Origin of the sequence: Lysinibacillus sp. NPDC097214 (assembly GCF_050277945.1) — a bacterium.
Classification (GTDB): Bacteria; Bacillota; Bacilli; order Bacillales_A; family Planococcaceae; genus Lysinibacillus; species Lysinibacillus xylanilyticus_B.
This window is the reverse complement of record NZ_JBNNSS010000014.1, coordinates 83,152-98,834: the sequence shown is the minus strand read 5'-3', so window position 1 is coordinate 98,834 and position 15,683 is coordinate 83,152. Positions and strand designations below refer to the sequence as shown.

General features: G+C 40.6%; 15 protein-coding genes, 1 rRNA gene and 1 riboswitch. Of the genes, 14 read left to right on the top strand and 2 right to left on the bottom strand.

Features of this window, described 5'->3' with window-relative positions; all coding sequences use genetic code 11:
* Window positions 1-91, top strand: a 5S ribosomal RNA gene (rrf, locus tag ACQKMI_RS22390); the annotation flags it as partial.
* 19 nt (window positions 92-110) lie between these two features.
* Here rrf and ACQKMI_RS22385 read toward each other — a convergent pair.
* Window positions 111-296, bottom strand: a complete 186-nt coding sequence (locus tag ACQKMI_RS22385) for a hypothetical protein (RefSeq protein ID WP_427492508.1) — start codon at window positions 294-296, stop codon at window positions 111-113.
* A 446-nt stretch (window positions 297-742) separates the two neighbouring features.
* Between ACQKMI_RS22385 and ACQKMI_RS22380 the strand changes: the two genes are divergently transcribed.
* The 13 genes from ACQKMI_RS22380 (at window position 743) to purD (ending at window position 14,730) form a co-directional block, all read left to right on the top strand.
* Window positions 743-937, top strand: a complete 195-nt coding sequence (locus ACQKMI_RS22380; protein WP_323651745.1) for an NETI motif-containing protein — start codon at window positions 743-745, stop codon at window positions 935-937.
* 93 nt (window positions 938-1,030) lie between these two features.
* Window positions 1,031-1,129, top strand: a riboswitch (purine riboswitch).
* A gap of 198 nt (window positions 1,130-1,327) precedes the next feature.
* Window positions 1,328-1,816 carry a 5-(carboxyamino)imidazole ribonucleotide mutase gene (purE, locus tag ACQKMI_RS22375; RefSeq protein WP_427492506.1) on the top strand — a complete coding sequence of 163 codons (489 nt, stop codon included), beginning with the start codon at window positions 1,328-1,330 and terminating at the stop codon, window positions 1,814-1,816.
* Window positions 1,813-2,937 carry a 5-(carboxyamino)imidazole ribonucleotide synthase gene (purK, locus tag ACQKMI_RS22370; RefSeq protein WP_427492505.1) on the top strand — a complete coding sequence of 375 codons (1,125 nt, stop codon included), beginning with the start codon at window positions 1,813-1,815 and terminating at the stop codon, window positions 2,935-2,937. The genes purE and purK overlap by 4 nt, the downstream gene beginning before the upstream one ends.
* 13 nt (window positions 2,938-2,950) lie before the next feature.
* Window positions 2,951-4,246: an adenylosuccinate lyase gene (gene purB, locus ACQKMI_RS22365; protein WP_427492503.1), complete on the top strand. Its 1,296-nt coding sequence runs from the start codon at window positions 2,951-2,953 to the stop codon at window positions 4,244-4,246.
* A 224-nt stretch (window positions 4,247-4,470) separates the two neighbouring features.
* Window positions 4,471-5,181, top strand: coding sequence for a phosphoribosylaminoimidazolesuccinocarboxamide synthase (gene purC / locus ACQKMI_RS22360; protein ID WP_427492502.1), 711 nt, complete (start codon window positions 4,471-4,473; stop codon window positions 5,179-5,181).
* Window positions 5,182-5,183: 2 nt separating this feature from the next.
* Complete coding sequence (gene purS / locus ACQKMI_RS22355) at window positions 5,184-5,432, top strand: phosphoribosylformylglycinamidine synthase subunit PurS (RefSeq protein WP_079562648.1); 249 nt, start codon at window positions 5,184-5,186, stop codon at window positions 5,430-5,432.
* Window positions 5,433-5,434: 2 nt separating this feature from the next.
* Window positions 5,435-6,118 carry a phosphoribosylformylglycinamidine synthase subunit PurQ gene (gene purQ / locus ACQKMI_RS22350; protein ID WP_323651741.1) on the top strand — a complete coding sequence of 228 codons (684 nt, stop codon included), beginning with the start codon at window positions 5,435-5,437 and terminating at the stop codon, window positions 6,116-6,118.
* Window positions 6,105-8,339: a phosphoribosylformylglycinamidine synthase subunit PurL gene (purL, locus tag ACQKMI_RS22345; RefSeq protein ID WP_427492500.1), complete on the top strand. Its 2,235-nt coding sequence runs from the start codon at window positions 6,105-6,107 to the stop codon at window positions 8,337-8,339. The genes purQ and purL overlap by 14 nt, the downstream gene beginning before the upstream one ends.
* Window positions 8,315-9,739, top strand: coding sequence for an amidophosphoribosyltransferase (gene purF, locus ACQKMI_RS22340; RefSeq protein WP_323651739.1), 1,425 nt, complete (start codon window positions 8,315-8,317; stop codon window positions 9,737-9,739). The genes purL and purF overlap by 25 nt, the downstream gene beginning before the upstream one ends.
* Window positions 9,740-9,825: 86 nt before the next feature.
* Window positions 9,826-10,881 carry a phosphoribosylformylglycinamidine cyclo-ligase gene (purM, locus tag ACQKMI_RS22335; RefSeq protein ID WP_376078109.1) on the top strand — a complete coding sequence of 352 codons (1,056 nt, stop codon included), beginning with the start codon at window positions 9,826-9,828 and terminating at the stop codon, window positions 10,879-10,881.
* Window positions 10,881-11,450: a phosphoribosylglycinamide formyltransferase gene (gene purN, locus ACQKMI_RS22330; protein ID WP_427492498.1), complete on the top strand. Its 570-nt coding sequence runs from the start codon at window positions 10,881-10,883 to the stop codon at window positions 11,448-11,450. The genes purM and purN overlap by 1 nt, the downstream gene beginning before the upstream one ends.
* Before the next feature lie 422 nt (window positions 11,451-11,872).
* Window positions 11,873-13,399 carry a bifunctional phosphoribosylaminoimidazolecarboxamide formyltransferase/IMP cyclohydrolase gene (purH, locus tag ACQKMI_RS22325; protein WP_427492496.1) on the top strand — a complete coding sequence of 509 codons (1,527 nt, stop codon included), beginning with the start codon at window positions 11,873-11,875 and terminating at the stop codon, window positions 13,397-13,399.
* Between the two features lie 74 nt (window positions 13,400-13,473).
* Window positions 13,474-14,730 carry a phosphoribosylamine--glycine ligase gene (gene purD, locus ACQKMI_RS22320; protein WP_427492494.1) on the top strand — a complete coding sequence of 419 codons (1,257 nt, stop codon included), beginning with the start codon at window positions 13,474-13,476 and terminating at the stop codon, window positions 14,728-14,730.
* Window positions 14,731-15,113: 383 nt separating this feature from the next.
* Here purD and ACQKMI_RS22315 read toward each other — a convergent pair whose 3' ends face one another.
* Complete coding sequence (locus ACQKMI_RS22315) at window positions 15,114-15,557, bottom strand: YgaP-like transmembrane domain (protein WP_323650903.1); 444 nt, start codon at window positions 15,555-15,557, stop codon at window positions 15,114-15,116.
* Between the last annotated feature and the right edge of the window lie 126 nt (window positions 15,558-15,683).

Sequence of the window (15,683 nt, the reverse complement as noted above, 5' to 3'; positions counted from 1 at the left end):
CACCCGTTCCCATACCGAACACGGAAGTTAAGCTCTTTAGCGCCGATGGTAGTTGGGGGCTTCCCCCTGTGAGAGTAGGACGTCGCTAGGCACCTAGAAAAGTCGAGGATTTATTCCTCGGCTTTTTTTGTTTTAATCCATTTTCCCTTGACGTAATTGTTGCTGTCGCTTCGCTTTCGCACAGAAAACATTTGTAGCTGTCGCTTTGCTTTCGCTACTTGTTCTTTGTTGAGGTGGTAATTTACTTCGCCTAACTTTTCACCAAGTTGGTTATTCTCTAAAACTTCTTCAGTCACAATGTAATGTGTATTATTGTACTTTACGAAGTGAAATGCCCAAGAAGATGAAGAATTGCATCCTATTAACAAGAAAATTAACAAAAAACAACAAAAATAAAAAGAATACTTCAAAGTCATACCTCCTTTCGGAAATAATACCATTTTTTCAGGAAATTCAGAATGAAAGAGGATAATTCTATTATCTCAGCAGAACATAATGATGGTGAGTTATCAGAGATTAGATTAGTAGCGGATCTTAATTTAGAAGAAATAAATAATAATTAAAAACTACTTGCCACTTACTTATAAAAAAACGAGGTATAGAAGAAAGACAGCGGTTACGGAAGCGTTATGGTGAAGAGCATTTTATTAATAAATCAAACATACTAAAGGGACAAACTAAAGGTATAATGAAACTCATACGAGGAAAAATTATTGGATACAAGATCGAAAGGAAGAAAGATTTGGGAAAAAAACAAATTTGGTATGAAGTAGAAGAAAACGAAACAATTGAAGATTGTTTGGCAAGAATGCGTCGAGATGGTTATATGGCAGTGGGAAGAAAAGAAGAACCAATTTTTCATTTAGTCAATGGAGAACCAACATATTTACGTCAAAAAATACAATTTAAAGCGATGGACTGGCAAGAATCCGAGTAAATTTGACTAAAATCCGAACGTTCATAAATAACAAAAATAAAATGTTCGCATTTTTGCATTGACGATAGTGGAATGACTTGTTAAAATATGAGAAGGAAAAACAAATAAATCCCACATATATGCTAGAGGATTGGCTCTAGTGTCTCTACCCGGCACCGTAAATGCCGGACTATGCGGGAAAGCACTTTTGGCATGTTACGGAAGGGTGTGTGTACAGAAATGTACATTTACATATTCTTTTCATAATAAGTCCTCAAGTAAACTGCTTTCACGTGTATGGTAGAGAGTAGTTTATTTGAGGATTTTCTTTGTTATAAAAGAAAAAGTAAAGAATTGTAGTAGCTATAATATATTTGATCATTTTTCTATCGTTAAAAAGGAGCGACAATCATGAATCCGAAAATCGGTGTCATTATGGGGAGTTCAAGTGACTGGGAAACAATGAAACATGCATGTGATATTTTAGATGAATTACAAGTACCATACGAGAAAAAGGTAGTGTCTGCACACCGTACTCCTGACTTAATGTTTGAGTATGCAGAATCAGCACGTGAGCGAGGTATTCAAGTAATTATCGCTGGTGCAGGTGGAGCTGCACATTTACCAGGAATGGTAGCAGCTAAAACAACGTTACCGGTAATCGGTGTTCCTGTGCAATCCCGTGCTCTTAACGGTCTTGATTCACTATTATCAATCGTTCAAATGCCTGGAGGTGTACCTGTAGCAACAGTAGCAATTGGCAAAGCAGGAGCGACGAATGCAGGCTTGCTTGCAACACAAATTTTATCGACAACAGATGCACAGCTTGCTAATAAACTAGATGCTAGACGTGAAGCCACGAAGCAACAAGTACTGGAAAGCACAGGTGACTTAGTGTGACAAAGATAATTTATCCAGGGCAAACGATAGGCATTATCGGAGGAGGGCAACTTGGTCGTATGATGGCACTTGCTGCAAAAGAAGCAGGCTTTAAAGTTGCTGTTCTCGAACCATTAATGGATTCACCATGTGGACAGGTTGCGGATGTACGTATTGTAGCACCATATGATGATGAGGCGGCTTTAGAAGAACTTGCCGAGGTAAGTGACGTTATAACGTATGAGTTTGAAAACATCGATTATGATGGCTTAAAACGCTTAACACAAATGGCTTACGTTCCACAAGGAGCAGAGCTAGTACGCATTACACAAAACCGTGTGACTGAGAAAGAAGCGATTGTGAACGCAGGTTGTCCGGTAGCCCCTTATTTGGTTGTAAATACATATGAAGAATTACTAGCCAATATCGATAGGATTAGTTATCCTTGTATAGTCAAAACAGCAAGAGGTGGCTACGATGGCAAGGGGCAGCAGCTTTTAAAATCTGCAGAAGACCTATCGTTAGCAAAGGGGCTTTTTTCTCATTCACAATGTATTGTTGAGGGATTTGTGCCTTTCGTTAAAGAAGTGTCTGTCATTGTACAAAGAAACGGTGATGGTGAATCATATTGTCAGCCAGTTGGAGAAAATATTCATGTTCATCATATTTTACATGAAACGATTGTGCCAGCTCGTATAAAAGAGGAAACAGCACAGGCTGCAGAGCGCGAAGCCTTGAAAATTGCTGATTACTTAAATTTAGTAGGCACATTAGCTGTAGAAATGTTTGTATTAGAAGATGGTGGCATTGTTATTAATGAATTAGCACCAAGACCTCATAATTCAGGTCACTATTCAATAGAAGCATGTAATGTTTCACAGTTCCATCAGCATATACGCGCTGTTTGTGGTTGGCCATTACGTAAACCACAACTTTGGGCACCATCTATTATGATTAATGTTTTAGGGCAGCATGTCATGCCACTTAGTAACTCAATTGCTAAATATCCTGAATGGTCTATACATCTTTATGGGAAAGCTGAAGCTAAGGTGAACCGTAAGATGGGCCACGTAACGATTATGACAAAAAACTTAGAAGAAACACTACAACAAATCGAGAGTTCTGGCATTTGGTCAGAATAGAAGGAGAAACGCAATGATCGAACGTTACACAAGACCCGAAATGGGCGCAATTTGGACAGAACAAAATAAATATCAAGCTTGGCTAGAGGTTGAAATCTTAGCATGTGAGGCTTGGGCAGAATTAGGCGACATTCCAAAAGAAGATGTAGTTAAAATCCGTGAAAATGCTTCATTTGATGTGAATCGTATTTTAGAGATTGAGCAAGAAACACGTCATGATGTTGTAGCATTCACTCGTGCCGTATCTGAAACACTTGGCGAAGAGCGAAAATGGGTGCACTATGGTTTAACTTCAACGGACGTAGTTGATACAGCCCTTTCTTTTTTAATTAAACAAGCGAATGATATTTTACGTAAAGACATCATGAATTTCATTGATATTATTGCTGCAAAAGCAAAAGAGTATAAGCATACGGTCATGATGGGACGTACACACGGTGTTCATGCTGAGCCAACAACTTTCGGTTTGAAATTAGGTTTATGGTATGAAGAAATGAAGCGTAACTTAGAACGCTTTGAAGCAGCAGCAAAAGTAATTGAAACAGGAAAAATGTCTGGTGCAGTTGGAACATATGCCAATATCGACCCTCGAGTTGAGCAATATGTATGCGATAAATTAGGTCTATCAGCATCACCTATTTCAACACAAACATTACAACGTGATCGCCATGCACAGTATTTTGGGGCGTTGGCATTAATCGCAACATCAATAGAGAAATTTGCAACAGAGATTCGCGGTTTGCAAAAATCTGAAACACGTGAAGTTGAGGAAGGATTTGCAAAAGGGCAAAAAGGCTCGTCAGCGATGCCTCATAAACGTAATCCAATCGGGTCTGAAAACATGGTTGGTATGTCACGATTAATGCGTGGCTATATGGTAACAGCTTATGAAAACGTAGCATTATGGCATGAGCGTGATATTTCACATTCATCTGCAGAGCGCGTTATTTTACCGGATGCAACGATTACACTTAACTATATGTTAAATCGCTTCGGTAACATTGTGAAAAACTTAACAGTATTCCCTGAAAACATGAAACGTAATATGGGTCGCACTTTTGGTCTAATTTACTCTCAACGCATCCTATTAGCACTTATCGATAAAGGGTTAGTGCGTGAGGAAGCGTATGATACAGTACAACCTTTAGCGATGCAGTCGTGGGACGAGCAAGTTCAGTTCCGTACGTTAGTCGATGCAAGTGAAAAAATTACATCGTATTTAACGAAAGAAGAGCTAGATGAGTGCTTCGACTACAACTACCATTTACAGCATGTAGATATGATTTTTGAGCGTCTTGGACTTAACTAACATTTATCTTCATTCAGCAACTGAATGAAGATAAGGCCTCCGGCGGATGTCACGGATTTTGAAAGGAATGAATTGTGCTAGCACAATTCAAAATCCGGACTCAATTACGCCAAGGCGAAATTGATTGAGTAGCCACTAGCGGATGTTACAGGATTGAATCGTATACGTACGATTCAATTCTGAACAATACGCGTGTATTTCATAATATCAGGGGGAGTAACGAAATGACTACAGGTCAACTTTTGTATGAAGGTAAAGCAAAAAAATTGTATACAACAGAGGAGCCAAATGTGTTACTCGTTGAATACAAGGATAGTGCAACAGCATTTAATGGTGAGAAAAAAGAAGAAATTGAAGGTAAAGGCGTATTAAATAATCGCATTACCTCTCTAATTTTCGAAAAATTGCAAGCTAACGGAATTGCGTCACATTTCGTGAAACAATTATCTAATACGCAGCAGCTTGTAAAAAAGGTAGATATTATTCCAATAGAGGTCGTAGTTCGTAATATAGCAGCAGGTAGCTTAGCGAAAAGTCTCGGCTTGGAGGAAGGTACACCATTAAAACGCTCAATCGTTGAGTTTTACTATAAAGACGATGAACTAGGCGATCCGCTCATTACAACGGAGCATATTGACGTACTTGATCTTGCAACACCTGAGGAAGTGACAGCCATTTATAATGGTGCACTTGCAGTTAACGAAGTTTTGCAGCCTATATTTGCAGATGTCAACGTTACACTAATTGACTTTAAATTAGAGTTCGGACGTGACAATGATGGAAATGTACTGCTGGCAGATGAAATATCACCAGATACATGCAGACTTTGGGATGCAACTACAAAGCAAAAGTTAGACAAAGATGTCTTTCGTAGAGACCTTGGTAATTTAACTGAAGTTTATACTATTATACTTTCTAGACTCGGAGGCAAATAACAATGAAAAAAGTTAAAATTTACGTAACATTACGTGAAAGCATTCTTGATCCACAAGGTTCAGCTGTACAAGGTTCTTTAGTGAAAATGGGTTACGCTGAAGTAGAAGATTTACGTATCGGTAAATATCTTGAACTAGCAATTAAAGATACAGAACGTGATATTGATACTCTAGTAAAAGAAATGTGTGAAAAGGTTTTAACTAACGTTGTAATCGAAGACTACCGTTACGAAGTCGAGGAGGCTAACTAATCATGAAATTCGCAGTACTCGTGTTCCCTGGGTCAAACTGTGATATCGATATGTATCATGCGATTAAAGACGAGCTAGGTGAAGAAGTAGAATATGTATGGCATACAGCAACAGATTTAAGTGGTTTTGATGGTATTTTAGTACCGGGAGGCTTTTCATACGGGGATTACCTTCGCTGTGGTGCGATGGCAAATCAATCTAATATTATGGCAGAGGTCAAGAAGGCAGCAGATGCCGGTAAGCCAGTATTAGGAGTATGTAATGGATTCCAAATCCTAACTGAAGCAGGTTTATTACCAGGTGCATTACTTCGAAACAAAAATTTGAAATTCGTGTGCCGTACAATCCAGCTTAAAGTTGAAAACAATAATACATTATTCACAAACCAATATGAGCAAGGTCAAATGATTAATATTCCAATCGCACATGGTGAAGGTAACTACTACTGTGACGAGGAAACTTTACAAGCATTAAAAGATAACAATCAAATCGTGTTTACATACTCAGGCGAAAATCCAAACGGTTCTTTAGAAGATATCGCAGGGATTATAAACGAGCGCGGCAATGTACTAGGTATGATGCCTCACCCAGAGCGAGCTGTTGATGCACTGGTGGGCGGAGCAGACGGTCTAGCAGTATTTAAATCAATTGTGAAGCAGTGGAGGGAAAATCATGTCAACAACTAAGTTTGAGCCAACAGCACAGCAAATTAAAGATCAAAAGCTATACGCTTGTATGGGGATGTCAGACGAAGAATTTGCAATGGTAGAAGGTATTATAGGGCGTCTACCAAACTGGACAGAGACAGGTCTTTTCTCAGTAATGTGGTCTGAGCACTGCTCATACAAAAATTCAAAACCAGTGTTAAGTAAATTCCCTACGAAGGGTCCACAAGTTTTACAAGGTCCAGGTGAAGGTGCTGGTATCGTAGACATTGGTGATGAGCAAGCAGTTGTATTTAAAATGGAATCACATAACCATCCTTCAGCAATTGAACCTTACCAAGGTGCTGCCACAGGTGTTGGTGGTATTATCCGTGACGTTTTCTCAATGGGTGCACGTCCAATTGCGATGCTGAACTCACTACGCTTTGGCGAATTAAAATCAGCGCGTGGAAAATATTTATTTGAAGAAGTCGTTGCTGGGATCGCAGGTTACGGTAACTGTATCGGGATTCCTACAGTAGGTGGCGAGATCCAATTCGATCCTTGCTATGAAGGCAATCCATTAGTTAATGCCATGTGTGTAGGTTTAATTGACCACAAAGATATTCAACGTGGAATCGCAGCTGGTGTAGGGAATACAGTTATGTATGTTGGCGCTAAAACAGGTCGTGACGGTATCCATGGTGCAACATTTGCCTCTGAGGAGTTAACAGAAGAATCTGAGAACCAACGTCCGGCAGTACAAGTAGGAGATCCGTTTATGGAGAAACTTTTACTTGAAGCATGTTTAGAAGTTGTAAAATCTGACGCTCTTGTAGGTATTCAAGATATGGGTGCTGCTGGTCTTACTTCTTCATCAGCAGAAATGGCTTCTAAGGCTGGCTCTGGTGTAGAAATGAACTTAAACTTAGTACCTCAACGTGAAACAGGCATGACAGCATATGAAATGATGCTATCTGAATCTCAGGAGCGTATGCTACTTGTTGTGACAAAAGGTCGCGAAGATGAAATTAAAGCGATTTTCGATAAATATGATTTAGATGCTGTGGCAATTGGTCGAGTGACTGATGATAAAATGCTTCGCCTTTTACATAATGGTGAAGTTGTAGCGGAAGTACCTGCTGATGCACTTGCAGAAGATGCACCAGTTTATCATAAGCCATCTGCAGAGCCTGCTTACTATGCAGAGTTCCAAGCGATGGAAAACACAGAGCCAGCGGTAAAAGATTACAAAGAAACATTAAATGCACTTTTACAAGCACCAACAGTTGCTTCAAAAGAGTGGGTTTACGATCAATATGATTATCAAGTTCGTACATCAACAGTCGTTGCACCAGGTTCTGATGCAGCCGTTATCCGCGTTCGCGGTACGAACAAAGGATTAGCGATGACTACAGACTGTAACTCTCGTTATATTTTCCTAGATCCAGAAGTAGGCGGTGCCATTGCTGTAGCTGAGGCGGCTCGTAATATCGTAGCAACTGGTGGTACGCCATTAGCGATTACTGACTGCCTAAACTTCGGTAATCCTGAGAAGCCAGAAATCTTCTGGCAAATTGAAAAATCAGCTGATGGTATTTCAGCGGCTTGTACAGCACTGAATTCACCAGTAATCGGTGGTAACGTGTCTCTTTATAACGAACGTTCTGGTGAAGCGGTTTACCCAACACCAACAATCGGTATGGTTGGACTAATTGAAGATTTAGCACATGTAACAACTCAAGAAGTAAAAGCAACTGGTGATGTAGTATTTGTGATCGGCGATACAAAAACTGAATTCGGTGGTTCGGAGCTTCAAAAATTATTAAATAATGGGGTTATTTCAGGGAAAGCACCAGCGATTGACCTACAAATTGAAGTTGCACGTCAACAAGCATTGCTTACGGCAATTAAAGCAGGAATCGTACAATCTGCACATGATGTAGCAGAAGGTGGTCTTGCAGTGGCTCTTGCTGAAACAACATTTGGCGCTAATGGCTTAGGTCTTGATGTGACATTAACAGGCTCTGCTACAACAGCATTATTCAGTGAAACACAATCTCGTTTCGTTGTAACAGTGAAAGAAGAAAATGCAGCTGCATTTGTAGAAATTGTAAAAGACGCAAAGAAAATCGGTGTCGTAACAAACGATGCGCTTGTTAAAATCAACGGTGACAACGGTGTGCTTGTAGAAGGTACAGTGGAGGAATTCCGTTCTAATTGGAAAGGAGCAATCCCATGCTTGCTGAACTCAGAGGCTTAAACGAAGAATGTGGGGTGTTTGGTATTTGGGGCAACCCGAATCCAGCACACCTTAGTTATTACGGGCTTCATGCTCTTCAACACCGTGGCCAAGAAGGAGCTGGAATCGTCGTTTCTGACGGTCAGCATCTTCGCGCGGTGAAAGGCGAAGGACTAGTTAATGATGTTTTCAACGAAGAGAAGTTAAAGGCAGTGGACGGAAAAGCAGCAATTGCCCATGTCCGTTATACGACTGCTGGAGGAGGCGGTATTGAAAATGTACAGCCGTTATTATTCCACTCGTCAACTGGTAGCCTTTCAATTGCTCATAACGGTAATTTAGTCAATGCAACGCACTTAAAACAGTACTTAGAGCGACAAGGGAGTATTTTCCATTCTAGCTCCGATACTGAAGTGCTTGGGCATCTTATTAAGAAAAGCTCGCTTTCACCATTCCGTGCAAAGGTGAAAAATGCCCTCTCATTATTAAAGGGTGCTTACTCATTCTTAATTATGACTAAAGATGAAATGCTTGTCGCACGTGATCCACATGGTTTACGTCCATTATCTCTTGGAAAGCTAGGAGATGGTTGGGTTGTTGCCTCTGAAACTTGTGCATTTGATTTAATAGGTGCAGAATTTGTTCGCTCTGTTGAACCTGGTGAGTTATTAATTATTAACGATGAAGGTGTAAAATCTGATCGTTTTGCAGAGATGGATAAACGTGCAATGTGCGCGATGGAGTACGTTTATTTAGCACGTCCTGATTCTGATATTGATGGTATTAACGTCCACATGGCGCGTAAACGTATGGGAAAACAGCTTGCTCGTGAATGTGCACATATTGAAGCTGATGTTGTTACAGGTGTCCCTGACTCAAGTATTTCAGCAGCAATTGGTTTTGCCGAGGAAAGCGGTATTCCGTATGAACTAGGTCTTATTAAAAATCGTTATGTAGGTCGTACATTTATCCAGCCGACACAGGAATTACGTGAGCGCGGTGTGAAGATGAAGCTTTCTCCGGTTGTTCAAGTCGTAAAAGGTAAACGAGTAGTGATGGTGGACGATTCAATCGTTCGTGGTACAACTTCACGACGTATTGTAAAAATGTTAAAAGATGCAGGGGCAGCAGAAGTACATGTTGTGATTTCTTCGCCACCGATGACGGATCCTTGCTATTATGGCATCGATACTTCAACACATGAAGAATTGATTGCATCTAGCCAAACTGTAGATGAAATCCGTGAAACGATAGGAGCCGATTCACTAACATTCCTTTCCGTTGAAGGTATGGTAGAGACGATTGCAAGACCATATGAAGATGAAAACCGTGGATTATGCCTAGCATGCTTTACAGGTAAATATCCAACAGAAATTTTCCCAGATACAATCTTACCGCATGAAAAAGAACTATTACGTTAAGAAAAACATCTAAATACGTCTAGCAATGATGACAAATCAAGATTCAGATGTGCCAAGGCGATTTGGATGATAAGGAGGAACTCTGCGTGTCAAAAGCATATGAACAAGCAGGTGTAAATATTGAAGCAGGCTACGAAGCTGTAAAACGAATGAAGTCTCACGTTGAACGTACAAACCGTCTAGGTGTGATGGGCACGTTCGGTGGTTTTGGTGGTATGTTTGACTTGTCAGAACTAAATCTTAAGGAACCTGTTCTTATTTCAGGTACTGATGGTGTTGGGACAAAGCTAAAGCTAGCGTTTATGGTGGACAAGCATGACACTATTGGCGTTGACTGTGTAGCGATGTGCGTCAATGATATCGTAGCGCAAGGTGCTGAACCATTGTACTTTTTAGATTATGTAGCCCTTGGAAAGGCAGAGCCTGCAAAAATTGAGCAAATTGTAAAGGGCGTTGCAGATGGCTGTGTGCAATCTGGTGCGGCATTAATCGGTGGTGAAACTGCAGAGATGCCAGGTCTTTACGAAGAAGATGAGTATGATTTAGCTGGTTTTGCAGTAGGAGCCTGTGAAAAATCAGCCATCGTAACAGGTGAGAACATCGTAGAGGGTGACGTGCTTGTTGGTATTGCTTCAAGTGGGGTGCATTCAAACGGTTACTCATTAGTGCGAAAAATTGTCTTTGCAGATAATCAGTACGCAGTTGATTCGATTGTGGAAGGCTACGAGGATCTTGGTCCTATCGGGGAAGCCTTGTTAGTGCCAACAAAATTATATGCGAAACCTGTACTTGCAGCTTTAAAAGCAGCAGACGTTCATGGCTGTGCACATGTAACGGGCGGTGGCTTTTATGAGAACCTACCACGTATGATGCCAGAAGGATTAGCAACTGAAATTGACTTAGGTTCTTGGCCAGTCTTACGTATTTTTGAGTTCTTAAAAGAAAAAGGACAGTTAGAGGACAAGGATTTATATAATGTCTTTAACATGGGCATTGGCTTCGTTTTAGCTGTACCTGCAGCTGAAGTAGAGAAAGTGCTTGCTACAGTAGAAGCAAATGGTGAAAAAGCATACAAAATTGGTCGCGTTGTGAAAGGCGAAGGTGTTGTATTCAATGGCTCACATGATGGGAGTTTAGTGTAATGACTGCACCAACTAAAATTGCCGTTTTTGCTTCAGGTAGCGGCAGTAACTTTCAAGCTATTCAAGAGGCCATTGAACGTGGTGAACTACATGCAAAGATTGAACTTGTTGTGACAGACAAGCCTAGCGCATTTGTAGTGACACGTGCTGAAAACTATAGTATTCCAGTGCTAGCTTTAAGTCCAAAAGAGTTTTCATCAAAGGCAGATTACGAGACTGCTATTATCGAGGCTCTTCAAGAACGTCATGTAGAATGGATTGTGCTTGCAGGTTATATGCGCTTAATTAGTGAAGTATTGCTAACTGCCTACCCACAGCGCATTGTGAATATTCATCCTTCACTATTACCGGCCTTCCCTGGTAAGGATGCCATTGGTCAAGCGATGGAGCAGGGTGTCAAGATAACAGGGGTAACAGTCCATTTTGTGGATGAGGGTATGGATACAGGGCCTATTATTGCACAAGCGGCAGTTCAAGTAGTTGAAGGCGACCGTGTGGCAACAGAAGCGGCAATTCACCAGGAAGAGCATGTACTCTATACAAAAGCTTTAGAGCAATTATTAAAGTAATCAGTGGTGAGGAGTTAGGTCTTCAGGAACAATACAGCCTAACTCTACTCTATCAATAATAGCAAGACATATTCGTGGCAAACACGATAAAAATTGGTTCATCACCAAAAATTGTGGATGACTTTTGTTAAAACGTCTACTATGTAAATAAGTTGATCTTCGTTACGGCTGGGCGACTCCTTGGGGATTAGCGATTAGGGGAACGAAGGCTAAAACCATCACATCCTGTGATAACGCCTTCGTGACCAACATCGTGTTGGCCCGAGACCCTGGAGCGAGCATCGCGAGTGAAGCGGCTCATCGGACGCCCCCAGGAAGCTCTGCTCTGCGCGAAAGCGAAGCGTCAGCGGCAAAGCGCCTAGCCGGAACGGAAATCAACCACACGTTTTGGTGATGATCCTAAAAATTAGGAGGATTTCGTTGTGACAAAACGCGCATTAATCAGTGTTTCCAATAAAGATGGTATTTTAGAATTTGCAAAAGAACTAGTAGCATTAGGTTATGAAATTTTATCAACTGGTGGTACGAAAAAAATGTTACAAGACAATAATGTTGCCGTAACAGCAGTAGATGAAGTAACTAAATTCCCTGAAATTTTAGATGGCCGTGTAAAAACTTTAAATCCAATGATTCACGGTGGACTATTAGGAAAATTTGACGATGCTTCTCATCAAGCACAAATGAATGAGCATGGAATTGAGCCAATCGAGATCGTTTGTGTCAATCTTTACCCGTTTGTTGAAACAATTTCAAAGCCTAATGTAACATGGGATGATGCGATCGAAAATATCGACATCGGTGGCCCAACAATGTTACGTTCTGCAGCAAAAAACCATCAATATGTAACAGTAATTGTGGATAGCAATGACTATGCGAACGTATTAGAGGAACTAAAAGCTAATGGAGCAACGACTATTGAAACACGTCGTAAGTTAGCTGCAAAAGTTTTCCGTCACACAGCCGCTTATGATTCATATATATCAAACCACTTAACAGAAGAAGAGTTCCCAGAGAGCTTAACAATGACATATGAATTAAAACAAAACTTACGCTATGGTGAAAATCCTCATCAAAAAGCGGCATTCTATCAAAAACGTCTAGGCTCTGATTTTTCATTAGCTTATGCTACGCAATTGCATGGTAAAGAATTATCATACAACAATATTCAGGACGGGAATGCAGCATTGCAAATTGTTAAAGAGTTTAAAATGCCTGCAGCAGTAGCTGTAAAGCACATGAATCCTTGTGGTGTTGGAACTGGCGTAACATTAGAAGAAGCGTTTGATAAAGCATATGAAGCAGATTCAACGTCTATTTTTGGTGGCATTATTGCTTTAAATATGGAAGTGGATGCAGCAACTGCTGAAAAATTAAGCCATATATTTTTAGAAATTATTATTGCACCAGCTTTCTCCCAAGAAGCACTTGATATTTTAACGAAGAAGAAAAATATTCGTCTCTTAACAATTCCTTTCGGGCAAGCAAAACAAGACAAATTCAATGTTGTATCGGTTGAAGGTGGTCTTCTTGTACAAGAACCAGATCGCTACGGTTTTTCTAATGCAGATATTAAAGTTGTCACAGACCGTGAACCGACAGCACAAGAATGGGAAGCATTACAACTTGGCTGGGCAGTTGTGAAGCATGTTAAATCTAATGCTATCGTCGTTACAGATTCTCAAATGACACTTGGTGTTGGCGCTGGCCAAATGAACCGTGTTGGAGCAGCTAAAATCGCATTTGAGCAAGCTGGTGAAAAAGCAAAAGGTGCAGCACTAGCATCAGATGCATTCTTCCCAATGAGCGATACTGTAGAAGCAGCTGCAGCGGCTGGCATTACAGCCATTATTCAACCAGGCGGCTCTATAAAAGATCAGGATTCAATCGATAAAGCAAATGAATACGGCATTGCAATGGTATTTACTGGCGTACGTCATTTCAAACACTAATTAAAACACGTTAAAAACTAGACCGAGATGTTGGTTCATCTCGGTCTTACTTACAAATAGGAGGATTCCCTAGAATGAAAGTATTAGTTATTGGAAGCGGCGGTCGTGAGCATGCTATCGCCAAACAATTTAGTATTTCACCATCTGTTAATAAAGTATTTGTAGCACCTGGTAATGATGGCATGAGAGATGATGCGGAAATCGTTGCGATTGATACGATGGATTTTGCAGGTCTTGCACAATTTGCAAAAGAGAACGCAATAGATTTAACTTTTGTAGGACCTGAGCAACCACTTGCTGAAGGCGTAGTTGACTTCTTTACTGCTCGTGGTTTACGAGTATTTGGTCCAACAAAGGTAGCAGCACAAATCGAAAGCAGTAAATCATACGCGAAAGATATTATGAATAAATATAATATCCCAACAGCGGCACATGAAACGTTTACTGAGGCTACAAAGGCTATCGCCTATATTAAAGAGCAAGGTGCACCAATCGTTATCAAAGCAGATGGATTGGCAGCTGGTAAAGGTGTAGTTGTAGCAATGACTGAAGATGAAGCAGTTGAAGCTGTAGAGGATATGATTGGGAACCAACGTTTTGGTGAATCATCTTCCCGTGTTGTCATTGAAGAATTCCTAGACGGAGAAGAATTCTCCTTTATGTCATTTGTCCATAAAGGTCAGATCTATCCAATGGTCATTGCTCAAGATCATAAACGTGCTTATGATTGCGATAAAGGACCGAACACAGGTGGTATGGGAGCCTATTCCCCAGTACCTCAAATTTCACAAGACGTAGTGGATGAAGCTTATAAGACAATTGTTGAACCTACCGTGAAAGGTATGGGGGCGGACGGTGTATCATTTACAGGAATTTTATATGCAGGATTGATTTTAACGAAAAATGGTCCAAAAGTGATTGAGTTTAATGCACGCTTTGGTGATCCAGAAACACAAGTAGTTTTACCACGTATGGCATCTGACTTTGGTGCATTTATGACAGCATTAATGGATGAAACGCCATTTGATTTGCAATGGTCTGAAGAAGCGGTGCTAGGTGTAGTTATTGCCGCTGAAGGATATCCAGGGGACGTTGAAAAAGGACATGCATTACCTAACCTAGAGGCTCTATCAGCTTCACACGCGGTATTCCACGCAGGTACAAAGCTTGTAGATGAGAAGTTTGTAGGGAATGGTGGCCGAGTTTTATTAGTTGGAGCAAAGGCATCTACTTTAAAAGAAGCACAAGAAAAAGTATACGCAGGCATTGCTACTGAAAAATGGGACAATTTCTTCTACCGTAAAGATATCGGCTGGCGTACGTTTAAGTAGTGACTGATTAAATGAGCCGAACATAAATCAACCCTCGTTGTAGTAATCTGCCATACAAGTGTTTTTAATAAATTTTGGTCCATCATCGTAATTTAGAGATGACATTTTGTTAAAATGTATGCTTTGCAAATAGTTGATTGGAGTGGAGGCTGGGCGACTCCTCGGGGATTAGCGTTTCAGATGAGACCCTGCAGCGTAGCGAAGCGGCTCATCGAACGCCCCCAGGAAAGCGCCCAGCCGGAACGGAAATCAACCCCTTACTATGGTGATGGTCACTATAATTAAATATTTTAATCATACTGTGAAACTTCTTATTGTTTTCAAACGTATGATTTACAAGGGTGAGAGCCGTCTCAACAATACAGTTGAGACGGCTCCTTTGACTAAGAAGGATTTTGTGCATTATTTGTGGAACTTTTACTTTCTGAGGAGTTTTGATTGGAAGTGCTGGAGTCAGATTGCTTTGACGCAGTTGCGTTTGATCCTGACAAATTTCCAGTTATAACGGAGGAGAAATCCTTCATAAGTTTATCGATTTGTTCAGATGACATAGAATTTTGGCCACTGAACATACTTTGCATAGAAGAGTTGCTGTTATTGTTGCTGGTGTTCATAGCACTCTCCATACTTGAGCTCAGTAAAGCTTTAGTTGGGCAATACTTAAAGATACCCTCAGCCATTTTCATGGCACCAAAAGCAATCATCAATCGACCACCCGTACAGTTAGGATTTCTTGAGACCTTAGCGATACCGAATGCCGTTAAACTTGCACCCATGGCAAAGCGACAAAAGGCATTTTTTTCGCTTAAATTCGTTTCCTGCATCATCATATTTCCTCCTTTAGTCATTGTGGAAAAAATAAAGCGGGGGCACTTTGCTTTATGAAAGTGCTGTGTTACGATTGAAACAAGATGATTGCATAAAGCACTAAAATTATGAAAGAAAGCGTTTAT

Bases quoted from the DNA above. Each gene is read 5' to 3' on its own strand.
- purF (WP_323651739.1), top strand. From the start codon at position 8,315: ATGCTTGCTGAACTCAGAGGCTTAAACGAAGAATGTGGGGTGTTTGGT.
- purQ (WP_323651741.1), top strand. From the start codon at position 5,435: ATGAAATTCGCAGTACTCGTGTTCCCTGGGTCAAACTGTGATATCGAT.
- purB (WP_427492503.1), top strand. From the start codon at position 2,951: ATGATCGAACGTTACACAAGACCCGAAATGGGCGCAATTTGGACAGAA.
- ACQKMI_RS22315 (WP_323650903.1), bottom strand. From the start codon at position 15,557: ATGATGCAGGAAACGAATTTAAGCGAAAAAAATGCCTTTTGTCGCTTT.
- purC (WP_427492502.1), top strand. From the start codon at position 4,471: ATGACTACAGGTCAACTTTTGTATGAAGGTAAAGCAAAAAAATTGTAT.
- purD (WP_427492494.1), top strand. From the start codon at position 13,474: ATGAAAGTATTAGTTATTGGAAGCGGCGGTCGTGAGCATGCTATCGCC.
- purE (WP_427492506.1), top strand. From the start codon at position 1,328: ATGAATCCGAAAATCGGTGTCATTATGGGGAGTTCAAGTGACTGGGAA.
- purN (WP_427492498.1), top strand. From the start codon at position 10,881: ATGACTGCACCAACTAAAATTGCCGTTTTTGCTTCAGGTAGCGGCAGT.
- purS (WP_079562648.1), top strand. From the start codon at position 5,184: ATGAAAAAAGTTAAAATTTACGTAACATTACGTGAAAGCATTCTTGAT.
- purL (WP_427492500.1), top strand. From the start codon at position 6,105: ATGTCAACAACTAAGTTTGAGCCAACAGCACAGCAAATTAAAGATCAA.